Consider the following 13,887-nt stretch of genomic DNA (forward strand, 5'->3'; position numbering starts at 1 on the left):
GACATTCCCCTTCGTTACCGGCCACGCCTGCGGGCGGCCGAGGCTTCGAGTCCTGATCTGCGGAGCTGGGCGCGCACCTGGCTGCCGCCTTCGGTGCCGCCGTCGGTCTGCGCCTCTCCCGAGGCCATCGCCTCCACGGTCTGGGCCAGCGCGGCCACCGTGGGCGCCTCGTAGAGGATGTGCGGGGGCAGCTCGGCCAGCTCGAACGCGCGGCGGACCGCGGCCACGATGGTGACGCCGAGCAGCGAGTTGCCGCCGAGTTCGAAGAAGTTGTCCAGGACGCCGACCCGCTCCAGCTTGAGCAGGTCGCACCAGATCCCGGCGATCTTCTCCTCCGCGGGGCCGGTGGGCTCCTGGTAGGAGGTGACCAGTTCGGGACGGGGGTGCCGCTCGCCGCTCGCCTCGGCGGCGGTGACCGCCTCCAGGGTGAACATCGAGCTGCCCTCGACCAGCGTCGGGAAGTCCTGGGTGGACACCACGACGCGGGGCTCGCCGCTGGCCAGCACCCGCAGCAGCGAGCGCCAGCCGTCCTCGAACCCGATGCCGATGCGCACCCGGTTCTTGCGGAAGAAGTCCTGGAGCCCCTCGTCGTAGCCGGCCAGGCCGGCCTCCCAGGCGTTCCACGTCCACTCGCCCCAGTCGACCGACACCACGCGGGTCCCGGAGGAGGCCGGCCGGTGGGCATAGGCGTCGAGGTAGGCGTTCGCGGCGCAGTAGTCCACCTGGCCGGGGCCGCCGCCGGTGGCGGAGGTGATCGAGGAGAACAGGACGAGGAAGTCCAGCTCGGCCTCGTCCGGCTCGCCCAGGCGCAGCGCCTCGGCCAGCGCCCGCATACCGGCGATCTTGGGCGCCATGACCTCGTCGAGCTCTTCCGGCCGCTTGAACTGCATCAGTCCCATGCCGGGCACGCCCGCCGCGTGCAGCACGCCGTGCAGCGTGCCGAACCGCTCGCGGGCCCGCTCGACCGCGCGGGCGACGTCGTCCGCGCTGGCCACGTCGCCGACGACCACCTCGACCTCGCCGCCGGCCGCCTCGATCGCCAGCACCCGCTCGACGCGGTGGCGGATCGTCTCGCCGGCCTGCTCGGCGCCGCCCAGGATCGCGGCCCAGCGGGAGCGCTCCGGCAGGCCGTTCCTGGCCAGCAGCACCAGCTTGGCCTGCGACTCCTTGGCCAGCTGCTCGGCCAGGCCGAGCGCGATGCCGCCCAGGCCGCCGGTGATCAGGTAGACGCCGCCGTCGCGCAGCGGCTCGGCCTCCGGCAGCGGCATGCGGTCGTAGCCGGGCACCCAGCGCCTGCCGCGCCGCAGCGCCACCGTCCTGGCGGACTGCTCGCGCACCAGCTCGGCCACCAGGTCGGCGGGACCGTCCCGCTCGGCGTCGATGAAGCGGGTGCGGACGTTCGGGTACTCCAGCGGGATCACCAGGCTCGGGCCGATCAGCTGCGCGCTGTCCGGGTTCGTGACGTCCTCGCCGATCACCTGCTGAGTGCCGGTGACCGCCACGTCCAGCGACCAGCTGTCCACACCCGACTCGCCCGCCGCCCTGGCCAGCGCGACCAGCGTGTGGGGGCCCTGTTCCGTCGCGTCCAGCCCCCAGAGGTGGACGACCCGGTCGAGGGGACGGCCCGCGCCGCGCAGATCTCTGAGCAGGGCCGCGGTGTCGGCCACGTTGCCGGGCCTGATCGTGTAGCCGTCCGGGGAGGTGGTGTAGGCGTCGCCGGGCCGTACCACCGAGATGGGCTTGTCCGTGGTACGGCGGAGCTCGTCCACCACGCGCTCGGCCAGCCCGTCGCGGGCGTAGACCAGCCAGGTGGCGGGCTCGGCCCTCGGCGAGGCGGTGACCTGGCGCCAGACGGGCTGGTAGAGCCACTGGTCCTCGGGCAGCTTGGCCAGGCTCGTGATCGCGTCGAACAGCGAGCCCTCGGCGATCGCGTCCTCGACCGTCCTCTTCCTGCCCTTGCTCGCGGGCGGGTCGATCCAGTAGCGCAGCCGCTGGAACGGATAGGTGGGCAACGGCACGCGGCCCGGCAGCCCGGCGGGGTCGGCGCCCTCGACGCGGCCGTGGTAGGCGTCCCAGTCGAGGGTGGCGCCGCCCAGCCAGAGGCGGGCCAGGCAGCCGGCGAACACCTCGTCGTCGGGCCGGTTGTCCCCGGCGGCCGGCAGTACGTGGGAGATGAGCGGCCAGCGCTGCGGCGGGCAGCCCGCGCCGCGCACCAGCGCGCCGAGCGACTGGCCCGGCCCGATCTCCACGATCGCCAGCTCCGGGTCGGCCAGCAGGCTCTCGAGCCCGGCGGCGAAGCGCACGGTCTCGCACATGTGCCTGGCCCAGTAGCCGGGGTCGCGCACCTCCTCGCCGGCCACCTGGCCGGTCAGGTTCGACACGTACGGCAGCGCCGGGGCGTTGAGCCGGACGTTCTTCTTCACCCAGTCGGTGAGCTCGGCGGCGATCGGCTCCAGCATCCTGGAGTGGAAGGCGTGCGTGGTCTGCAGCGGCCGGCACGGCACCTCCGCCGCCCGAAGCCGCTCGGCCAGGGCGTCCACCGCCTCGCCCGGCCCGGCGACGACCGTCACCTGCGGCCCGTTGACGGCGGCCACGTCCAGCCCGTCCAGCGGGAAGCGGCGGCGCAGGCCGTCCTCGGGCATGGAGATCGCGAGCATGGAGCCGCCGGGCAGTCCGGCGATGAGCCTGGCCCGGTGGGCGACCAGCTTGAGCGCGTCCTCCAGGGACAGGACTCCGGCCAGGGTGGCGGCCACGTACTCGCCGAGGCTGTAGCCGAGCATGATCCGCGGCTGGAGGCCCCAGTCCATGAGCGTGCGGGCCAGCGCGTACTCGACGGCGAACAGCGCGGGCTGGACCAGCTCCGTGCGCTCCAGCCGGGCGGCGCGCTCGTCGCCGTCGCCGCCGCGGCCCAGCAGCGCGGCCAGGCCGGGCGCGCCGCCGCGCTCGCCGGTCAGCAGGTCGTCCAGGTCCAGCTCCCGCAGCTGCTCAAGGCAGGTGTCGAGGTGGGCCTTGAAGACCGGCTCGTGCGCGTAGAGCCCGCCGACCAGGCCCGGGTACTGCTCGCCGACGCCGCCCAGGAGGAAGGCGACCTGCCGTCCCTGCACGGTGTCGACCCGGTTCAGGACTCCGGTGCCGGTCAGTTCCCGCGCGGCTTCCTCGACGGTGGCGGCGACCAGGGCCCGGCGGTGCTCGAACGTCTTGCGTCCCACCTGAAGGGTGTACGCGACGTCGGCGAGCCGGGCCCCGGTCGCCTCTCGCAGGTGCCCGCCAAGGCGTTGGCACGCCTGGTCCGCCGCCGTGGCATTGCGCGCGGACAGCGGGAGCACCTGGTACCTGCGCGGGGACTCGGGGGCGGTGTCCCTGGCAGGCGCCTGTTCGACGACGAGGTGCACGTTCGTGCCGCCCATGCCGAGCGAGTTGAGTCCGGCGATGCGCGGGCGCCCGTCACGGGTGCGCCACTCGGCCAGCTCGGTGTTGACGTAGAACGGGCTGTCGTCGAAGTCGATCTCGGGGTTGGGGCTGGTGTAGTGCAGGCTCGGCGGGATCATCCCGCTGTCCAGCGCGAGCGCCGTCTTGATCAGGCCGCTGGCGCCGGCCGCGCGGTCGAGGTGGCCGACGTTGGTCTTCACCGAGCCGATGGGGCAGTACCGCTTGTCACTGGTCCGGCCGAAGGCCCGGGTCAGCGCGGCCACCTCGATCGGGTCGCCGAGCTCGGTCGCGGTGCCGTGAGCCTCGATGTAGCTGATGTCGTCGCCGCTCACGCCGGCGTCGGCCATCGCGTCGGAGATGACCCTGGCCTGGCCGACCACGCTGGGCGCGGTGTAGCCGACCTTGAGCGCGCCGTCGTTGTTCATGGCCGCGCCGCGGATGACCGCCCAGACGTGGTCGCCGTCGCGGATCGCGTCCGGCAGCCGCTTCAGCAGTACGGCCGCGGCCCCGTCGCCGAACATGCTGCCCCGCGCCTGGGCGTCGAACGTGCGCACGTGCCCGTCGGGCGACTCCTGCCCGCCCGGCCCGAACTTGTGTCCCACCCGGTCCGGCACCCGGATCGAGACGCCGCCGGCCAGCGCCAGCTCGCACTCGCCCGCCCGCAGGCTCTGCACCGCCATGTGCGCGGCCACCAGCGAGGTGGAGCAGAACGTCTGCACCGCCACGCTCGGCCCGTACAGGTCGAACAGGTAGGACACGACCGTGGTCAGGGCGTCCTTGTCATTGCCCATGATGACTTCGAAGTCGCTGAAGTCGTCGCTGTCGGCGCCCAGCAGGTGGTCGCTCATGCGCAGCAGGTAGGTGCTGATGTTGGCGCCGCCGAACACGCCGACCCGGCCCCGGTTCTCGGGGGCGGCGTACCCGCCCTGCTCCAGGGCCTCCCAGCAGACCTCCAGGAAGGCCCGCTGCTGCGGGTCGGTGATCGCGGCCATGCGCGGGCTCATCCCGAAGAAGGCGGCGTCGAACTCGGCCACCTCGTCCAGCACCGGCCGCGCCGGCACGTAGGCCGGGTCGCGCACCAGCTCGGGGTCCACGCCCGCCGCCACCAGCTCCTCCTCGGAGAAGAAGGTGATGGACTCGACGCCGTCGCGCAGGTTGCGCCAGAAGGCGCCCACGTCGGAGGCGCCGGGGAAACGCCCGGCCATGCCGACGATGGCGATCCGCCGGTCGTCGTCGTCCTCGCTGGGCTTCGCCCGCTCGACGACCCTCGCGTTCGCGGGCGCGGCGGGCAGGGCCGCGCCGCGCTCGTCGAGTATCGCCGCCAGCCGGTTCACCGTCGGCGCCTCGAACAGCATCACCGTCGGTACGGCCACGCCGAACCGCTCCTTCACCAGCCGGAGCATCTGCAGCGCGACCAGCGAGTTGCCGCCCAGGTCGAAGAAGTTGTCCCGGGTGCCGACCGGCTCGACGCCCAGCACGTCGGACCAGAGCTCGGCCAGGCCGCGCTCGGCGTCCGTGAGCGGCGGGCTGTACGGCTGCGGCAGCTCAGGCCGGGGAAACCGGTCCCCCTTGGCCGTCACCGGCGTGGTCGCGGCCGCGCGCGGCAGCCGGTCGTCCAGCCCGCCCGCCGCCACCACGAGGCCCGGCTCGGGCGCGGCGAGCAGCCGGTCGAAGGCGGCCATGCCCTCTTCCGTGCTCATCGAGTGCGCCACCATCGCGGCGCCGAGCCCGCCGCCCAGGCGCTCCAGCGAGACCGCCCAGGTGTCCCAGCCCGCCGCCACCCACGTGGTCGGGGTACGGCGGGCGTGGACGCGGTGGGCCAGCGCGGTCAGGGCGGCGTTGGCGGCGGCGTAGCTGCCGAAAGTGATGCCGCCGAGGATCGAGGAGGTGGAGGAGAACAGCACGCAGAACGCGGGCGGCCGCTCCATCTCGTCGAAGACCCGCTCCAGGACCTTGGCACCGGCCACCTTGGCGGCGAAGTGCCTGGCCACGGCGGCCTCGTCCAGGTCGCGCAGGGAAACGAAGGTGTCGGGGGAGCTCTCGGCGGCCAGGTGGATCACGCCGTCGACGCCGTCGAGGGCGGCGAGCATGGCGTCCGGGTCGGTGACGTCCACGGCCGGGGTCGCCACTTCGACGCCGCGCGCTCTGAGCCGCTCCACAGCCGCGTGACGCGGGTCGGCGGCCTGCCCGTTGAGGCTCCGCAGGCCGTTGCGGCTGGTCAGGACGAGGCGGCCGGCTCCGGCGTCGGCCAGGTGGTCGGCCAGCAGAAGGCCGACCGGGCCCAGGCCACCGGTCACCAGGTAGGCGCCGCCCTTCCTGACACCCTCCAGGCGGTCGGCGGATTCGCCGGCCTCTCGGGTGTCGGCGGGGCGTGCCGGCTCGAAGGCGCGCAGGAGGCGGCGGCCGTCGCGGTAGGCGGCCAGGACCTCGCCCTGCGGCGCGGCGAGTTCGGCGGCCAGCAGCGCGGCGGCCTCCCCTGCGGCCAGGCCCGGTGGCAGGTCGACGGCGCGGCAGTCGAGGTTCAGGTACTCCTGGTTGGCCACCAGCGGCAGCGTCGCCACGGCCGCCTGGGCGGGCGACGGGCTCTCGCCGGGAAGCACGGCCTGGCCGCCGGAGGTGACCACGAGGATCCGGGTGTTGTCGCCGCTCTCGGCCCAGGTGTCCAGGAGCGCGGACACGGGCAGCAGGGCCTCGCGGCCGTCGCTGCCGGCGTCGGTGTGGTCGAGCATGCGCAGGTCGACCACCACGTCGGCCGCTCCGGGCCCGGCGTCGACGGCCACGTCCGCGGCTCCGGCGTCGATCTCGACGTCGGTGCCCGCGGCGTGCAGTACCCGGGCCAGGGCCCCGGCGACGCCGCCGCGGTCGGCGACCAGCACGGCCCGCCCGACCGGCGCGGACGCCCCGGCGGTTTCCGCGGCGGTCCACTTCGCGGTCATCACCCGCACGTGCGGTTCCGGCGTGGCGGCCGGTGCCGGGAGGTCGATCGGCGCGACGGCAGCCGCCGTGGCGGTGGGCGCGTCCACCCAGTAGCGGGTGCGCTGGAACGGGTACGGCGGCAGCGACACCTTGGCCACCGGGCGGTCCTGCTGGTAGCCGGCCCAGTCCACGGGCACCCCGGCCAGCCACAGCCGGCCGACCGCCTCGGCGAGCACCTTCCCGGCGGGCCGCCGGTCGCTCTCGGCGGGCAGCGCCTGCACGATGAGCGGCCACCGGTCGCGCGGGCAGTCGCGGTGCCCGCGGACCATCGCGCCCAGCGACGGACCGGGGCCGATCTCCAGCAGCGCGGCCTCGTCGTGCCCGAGCAGCGTGCCGATGACCTTGTCGAACTGCACGGGCGCGCACATGTGCTCGGCCCAGTAGCCGGGGTCGGTCACCTGCTCGGCGGTGGCGAGGGCGCCGGTCACGTTGGAGACGTAGGGGACGCGGGGCGGGTTGAGCGTGATGGTGGCGGCGATCCACGCGGTGAGCTCGCCGCGGATCGGCTCCATCATGCGCGAGTGGAAGGCGTGGGTGGTGGCCAGCGGGCGGCACGGGATCGACTCGGCCTCCAGCAGCGCCCGCACGGCCGCCATGCCCTCCGGCTCGCCGGAGATCACGGTCAGCTCGGGGCCGCTGACGGCGGCCACGTCCACGCCTGGGATGGGGGCGATACGCGCCCTGACCTCGGCCTCGGGCAGCGGGACGGCGCTCATGGTGCCCGCGGGCAACTGGTTGATCAGCTTGGCCCGGTGGGCGACCAGCGCGAGCGCGTCGTCCAGCGAGAGGACCCCGGCCAGGGTCGCGGCCACGTACTCGCCGAGGCTGTAGCCGGCCAGGATCGACGGCTCGACGCCCCAGGAGCGCACGAGACGCGCCAGCGCGTACTCCACCGCGAACAACGCGGGCTGGAGCAGGTCGGTCGAGGTGGCGTCCGAGGCCTCGGCGCGGCCCAGCATCCTGGCCAGCGCGCCCGCCTCGCCCGTCACGCGGGGGCGGAGCATGCCGGCCAGCGGGTCGGCGCCGTCCATGAGCCCGCGCAGCGCCGTACGGCACCGGTCGAGCGTCTGGGCGAAGACCGGCTCGGTGTCGTACAGGTCGGCGGCCATGCCCGCGTACTGCTCGCCGGTGCCCGCCAGCAGGAAGGCCACGGGCCGGTCGTCACGGGTGTCGGAGCGGGTGAGCACGGCCGGTTCGCGCAGCCCGGCCACGGCCTCGGCCGCGTCGCCGGCGACCAGGATTCTGCGGTGCCCGAACAGCTGACGGCCCGACTGCAGCGTGTGCGCGACGTCGGCCAGCCGTACGCCTTCCTGGCTCTCCAGGTGGGCGGCCAGCCGGTCCGTCATCGCGTCCGCCGCCTCGGCGGTGCGCGCCGACCAGACCAGCAGCTCGGCCCGCGGCTCCGTCTCCGGCCTCGGCGCCGGCGGCGCCTCCTCCAGGACCACGTGGGCGTTCGTGCCGCCGATGCCGAAGGCGCTGACCCCCGCCCTCCTGGTACGGCCGGCCGCCCGCGGCCAGGAGCGCAGCTCGGTGACGACCTCGATCTCGGCGTCGCCGCTGCTGAGCTGCTGGTTGGGCGTGACCAGGTTGAGCGTGGGCGGGATCTCGTCGTTGCGCAGCGCCAGCGCCGCCTTGATGAGGCTGGTCACCCCGGCCGCCCGGTCGAGGTGGCCCAGGTTCGTCTTCACGGAGCCGACGAGCAGCGACTCGCCGCGGAAGACCTGCTGGATCGCGGCGAGCTCGGCGGCGTCGCCGAGCGCGGTGCCGGTGCCGTGCGCCTCCACGTAGTCGATGTCGGAGGGGGCGAGGTCGGCGGCGGCCAGCGCCTCGGCCATGACCGAGGCCTGTCCCTGCACGCCGGGTGCGGTGAAGCCGACCTTCTTGCCGCCGTCGTTGTTGACCGCCCAGCCTCGGATGACCGCGTAGATCTGGTCGCCGGCGTCCAGCGCGTCCTCCAGACGGCGCAGCACGATCACGCCGACGCCACTGCCGAGCGGGCTGCCGAGTCCCGCCGCGTCGAAGGCGCGGCACTCGCCGTCGGGCGGGGCGATCCCGCCGGGCTGGTAGATGTAGCCGACGCGGTGGGGGACGTTGACGGCGACGCCGCCGGCCAGCGCCATGTCGCACTCGAACCCGGCCAGGCTCGTGGCCGCCGCGCAGATCGCGACCAGCGAGGTCGAGCAGTAGCTCTGCACGCCGTAACTGGGTCCGGTCAGGCCCAGCGTGTGCGCGACGCGGGTGGTCAGCGAGTCCTTGTCGTTGGCCAGGCCGAGCGCCAGGTGGCCCATGACCTCGCCGATGCCGCCGGGCAGCAGGTTGTTCTGCATGTAGGAGCTGTGGGCGCAGCCGCCGAAGACGCCGATGGAGCCGTCGAAGCGGGTCGGGTCGCAGCCCGCGTCCTCCAGCGCCGCCCAGCTGTGCTCCATGAACAACCGGTGCTGCGGGTCGAGGATCTGCGCCTCCTTGGCGCCCAGCCCGAAGAACGAGGCGTCGAACAGGTCGATGCCCTCGATGACCGGGTTGGCCTTCACGTAGCTCGGGTCCTGGAGCTGCTCCTCGGTGACACCCTCGGCGCGCAGTTCCTCGTCGGTGAAGCGGGTGATCCCCGATCTGCCCGCCCTGATGGCGGACCACAACTCGGCGACGCCGGGCGCGCCCGGGAACCTCCCGGACATCCCGACGATCGCGATGTCGGTGCCGGCGCTCTCGTCACTCACGGTTCTTGTCCCTTCCGGTGCTGGGCCTTCCGCTTGCGGACCGGGCGCGGCGCCGCCGCTGACCCCTCGCCGAGCTGCTGGTCAGTACTTCCTGCGTGGCCGACTCGCCGCCGTCGACGGCCGCGGCGAACGCGGCCACGGTCGGGTGCTCGAACAGCACGGCCGGGGCGATCGGGACGCCGAGCTCCTTCTCGATGGCGAGCACCATGGCCATTCCGACCAGGGAGTTGCCGCCGAGGTCGAAGAACGGGTCGTGCACGCCTACCTGGGCGATGCCGAGGTAGGCGCCCCACATCTCGGCGATCAGCGTCTCCCGCTCGTTACGCGGCCGCGCGTAGTCGGTGCGCAGCTGCGGGCGGGGGAAGCGCTCGCCGCGCGGGACCGCGGAGGCGGCGCCGATGAGGTTGTCGATGTCGAGCATCGCCGTCCACTCCTTGACCACCTCCCCGAGCGGCTGCCTGGCGGCCAGGACGTAGCCGTGGCCGCCCCGGATGATCGTGTCGAGGAGCTCGTTGCCCGCCTCCTCGGCGAAGCCGTACCTCTCGCGGTAGGCGCGCACCCGCTCGGCCAGGCCGCCGGTGCTCTTGAAGTTCTCGGCCTGCCAGTCGTCGTGCAGCCAGGGGCCCCAGGAGATGGAGACGACCTTGGTGGAAGGGGCGGTGGCGGCCAGCGCCTCGCCGTAGGCGTCGAGGACGCTGTTGGCCGCGCAGTAGTCGCCCTCGCCGATTCCGCCGAACGCGGTGACCGCCGAGGAGTACAGGACGAGCAGCTCCGGCCGCTCGTGTTCCGGGGTCCGCGCGCTGACCAGTTCGGCCAGCGGGCCCATGGCCAGGACCTTGGGCGCGAGCACCGCGCGGGCCTCGGCGACGGTCCTGCGCTGCATCAGCCCGCCCGCGGGCAGACCGGCCGAGTGGATCACGCCGTGCAGGGCGCCGTAGTGGCCGCGCACGTCCTCGATGGCCCGCCCGAACCGCTCCGCGTTCCCGGTGTCGGCGGCGACCAGCAGCACCTGCGCGCCCGCTGCCTCCAGCGCCGCGACGTCCTGGAGCGTGCGCTCCGCACGGCTACCGGGCTCCGGCGTCGCCTCCCTGTCGAGTGGGGTACGGCTCAGCAGCGCCAGCTTCCTGACCCCGCTCCGCACCAGGTGCCTGGCCAGCCCCATCCCCAGCCCCCGGGTGCCACCCGTGATCAGGTAGACCCCGTCGGCGCGCCAGGGTGAGCCCTCGCCGGGGGGCGTGGACGGCACCTCGGACCAGGCGCGGAGCCAGCGGTGGGTGCGGCGCCAGCCGGCCAGGGCGTCGCTGCCGCCGGCCTCGGCGATCAGTTCGGCGGCCAGTTGCCCGGCCACCAGTCGCCCGGCCTCCTGCGCCTCGGCCGGGGCGTCGGGGTCGAGGTCGACGCCGGTCCAGCTCAGGTCCTTGAACTCGTGCTGCACCGCCCGCCCGAACCCGTGTGCCATGGCCTGCTGGGGCGCGAGCGCGTCCCCGCCGAGGATCTCGGTGGCGCCCCGGGTGACGGTGAGCAGCCGGGAGCCGGGGGTGACGTTCATGGCCTGGGTGGCCAGCAGCAGGCTGTCGAAGCCGTGGCCGATGGCCGCCACCAGGTCGGTACGGTCCGACAGCAGGCTCCACAGGTGGGCCACGTGCACGGGACCGCCGGGCAGGTCGGCGAACACCTCGGCGTAGTGGGCCGGGTCCGCGGGGTCGATGGTCAGGCGGCGGCCTTCACGATGGGCAGGGGTGCCGGCGCTCGTGCCGGGGAGGACTTCGATGACCGTGGTGCCGCCGGCTTCGGCCAGGTCGGCGAGAGCCGTACCGGCGAGGCCGTCGGAGAAGATCACGAGCGGGCCGGGCAGGGAGAGGAAGGCCGGGAGGGCGGGGCGTGCGGCGGCCCGCTGCCACGCGGGCACGAACCGGAAGTCGGCCGGGTCACTCGAACGGGCGGGGGCGGCGGCCCTGATGACGGTGGCGGGGGCGACGTCCCGGCCCGGCTCGGGCCAGAAGCGGGTGCGCTGGAACGGGTAGCCCGGCAGGGTGGTCACGCCCGCGCCGGACGGGCCGGTCAGGTCCCAGCGGATCGTGGCGCCCAGCTCCCACAGCCGGCCCGCGCTCTCCAGCAGTTCGGTCCTGGCGTCGCGCCGCTCGCCGGTCGTCCACAGCGCGGGCAGTGTGCCGAGGACGGCGGCGGGCCCCGCGCCGGCGAGGTTCTGGCGGACCAGCCCGCCGAGCGTCTGCCCGGCGCCCAGCTCGATGAAGACGTCGATGTCCTGGTCCACGCAGTGGCGTACGCCGTCGGCGAAGCGGACCGGGCTGACGAGCTGGTCGGCCCAGTAGGTGGCGCTGACCGCCTGTTCGGGGGTGAGGGCGGCGCCGGTGAGGTTCGCGACGATCGTGGTGGACGGCGGCTTTCGCGGCACGGTCTCCAGCAGAGCCAGCAGCTTGTCGCGGGCCGGCTGCAGCAGCGAGCTGTGGAAGGCGTGCGCCGAGCGCATCGGGCGGCAGGCCAGCCCGGCGGCCATCAGGACGGCGGTGGCCTGCTCGATCTGGCCGGGCAGGCCGCTCAGGACCGTCATCGACGGGCCGTTGAGCGCGGCCACGTCGACCTCCAGGTCGGGCAGCGCCTCGCGGATGCGCTCCTCCGAGGCGGCCACAGCGACCATGCGGCCCGCGGGGACCGCGTTGATCAGATGGGCCCGCTCGATCACCACGTGCAGGGCGTCCTCAAGGGTGAAGACGCCGGCCAGGCAGGCGGCCACGTACTCGCCGAGGCTGTAGCCGATGAGCATGTCGGGGGTGACGCCCCAGTGCGCGAGCAGCTTGGCCAGCGCGTACTCGACCGTGAACTGGAAGGGGTGGGCGATCGGGGCGTGGTCGAGCGGGTCGTCGGCGCGCTCGCCGGTGTCGCGGCCGAGCAGCGCGGCCAGGTCGTCCTGCCGCGGGGCGGCCTCGGCTTCGAAGAAGGGGCGCAGGTCCAGGTCGGCGTGCGCCAGCACCCGCTCGACGCAGTCGTCCACGGCCTGTGCGTAGACGGGCTCGCTCGCGTACAGCTCCTTGCCCAGGCCGGCGTACTGGTCGCCGACGCCGGGGAGCAGGAAGGCGATCCTCGGGTTGTCCTTGGCCCGGGGCGTCCCGGGGGCCTCCGCCAGGGAACGCAGGCGGGTGACGGCCTCGCGCAGGTCCTCCACGACCAGCAGGCGCCGGTGGTCCAGGTGGGCGCGGCCGTCCTGCAGCGTGCGGGCCACGTCGGCGGCGCGCAGATCCGGCTGCCCGGCCAGGCTGAGCGCCAGCCGTCCCGCGTGCTCGCGCAGCGCGGTCTCGCTGCCCGCCGAGACGGGGAGGGCGTAGACGGGTGCGGCCACCGGCGGCGCTTCGGGAGCGGGGGCCGCTTCCAGCACCACGTGGGCGTTCGAGCCCGACAGGCCGAACGAGCTGACGCCCGCCAGCCTCGGCGCCAGCTCCAGCACCTCGTTGACCGGCTGGACGGTGCCGTCCTCGGGGATGGCCGTCGCGGGACGGTCCAGGTTGAGGTTGGGCGGCACCAGCCCGTTCTCCAGCACGAGCACGGTCTTGATCAGCCCGGCGACCCCGGCGGCGGCCTGCGTGTGGCCGATGTTGGTCTTGATGGCGCCCACCCGCAGCGGCCGCTCGGCCGGGCGCTCGCCGAACACGTCGTGCAGGGCCGACAGCTCGATCGCGTCGCCGAGCTGGGTGCCGGAGCCGTGCGCCTCCACGTAGTCGACCTCGTCGGCGCGGACGCGGGCGGCGGCGTGCGCGCGGGTGATCACGTCGACCTGGGCGCTCCTGCTGGGCGCGGTGAGCCCGTTGCTGCGCCCGTCCTGGTTGACCGCCGAGCCCCTGATCACCGCCCGGATACGCCGCCCGTTGGCCAGCGCCTTCGACAGCGGCTCCAGCACCACCAGGCCGCCGCCCTCGCCCATGACGTAGCCGTCGGCGCCCTCGTCGAAGGTCTTGCACCGGCCGTCGGAGCACATCATCATGCCCGCGCACGCCTGGATGAACATCGACGGGTGCAGGGTGAGCGAGCAGCCCGCGGCCAAGGCCAGGTCGCACTCGCCCCTGCGCAGGCTCTCGACGGCCAGGTGCACGGCGATCAGCGAGGAGGAGCAGGCGGTGTCCACGCTCATCGTGGGGCCGGTCAGGTCGAGCTGATAGGCGATCCGGCCGGCGGCCACGCTGGAGATGGCGCCCTGGCCCAGGTACGGGTCGGCGACCGCGTCCCGGCCCTGGAGCTCCATCTGGAGCCGGCCGTACTGGAGAGTGTCCATGTAGCCGACCATCACGCCGGTCCTGCTGCCGGCCATCCGGTCGGGGGCCAAGCCCGCGTTCTCCAAGCCTTCCCACGCCAGCTCCAGCAGCAGCCGCTGCTGCGGGTCCATGCGCAGCGCCTCGCGCGGCGAGATGCCGAAGAACTCCGCGTCCCAGCCGGTCACGTCGTCGAGGAAGCAGCCGTAGCGCGTGTACATGCCGCCCGGCTTCTGCGGGTCGGGGTCGTAGTAGTCATCGATGTCCCAGCGGGCGGGCGGCACCTCGCCGACGGCGCTCCTGCCTTCGCGCAGCAGCTCCCACAGGCCCTCGATCGTGTCGCCGCCACCCGGGTAGCGGCAGGCCATGCCGACGACGGCGATGGGCTCGTGGCGGCGGTCCTCGGCCTCGGTGAGGTTCCGGCGCGCTTGGGCCAGTTCGACGGTCACACGCTTGAGGTAGGCGCGCAGCTTTTCCTCGGTCCCCATCGGGCGAACCTTTCC

Annotated in this window: 2 protein-coding genes; both read right to left on the minus strand. The window is 74.1% G+C overall.

The window, feature by feature from the left end:
- Positions 1-14: 14 nt before the first annotated feature.
- Positions 15-9,122, minus strand: coding sequence for an SDR family NAD(P)-dependent oxidoreductase (locus ACIBI5_RS33170; RefSeq protein WP_397252673.1), 9,108 nt, complete (start codon positions 9,120-9,122; stop codon positions 15-17).
- On the minus strand, positions 9,115-13,872 hold the full coding sequence (locus tag ACIBI5_RS33175) for an SDR family NAD(P)-dependent oxidoreductase (protein ID WP_397252674.1): 4,758 nt from the start codon (positions 13,870-13,872) through the stop codon (positions 9,115-9,117). The genes ACIBI5_RS33170 and ACIBI5_RS33175 overlap by 8 nt, the downstream gene beginning before the upstream one ends.
- Positions 13,873-13,887: the final 15 nt, after the last annotated feature.

The sequence above is a fragment of the Nonomuraea sp. NPDC050540 genome, assembly GCF_044457485.1.
Classification (GTDB): domain Bacteria; phylum Actinomycetota; class Actinomycetes; order Streptosporangiales; family Streptosporangiaceae; genus Nonomuraea.

Excerpts from the sequence above, each read along its gene's own strand:
- ACIBI5_RS33175 (WP_397252674.1), bottom strand. The coding sequence starts at position 13,872 with ATGGGGACCGAGGAAAAGCTGCGCGCCTACCTCAAGCGTGTGACCGTC.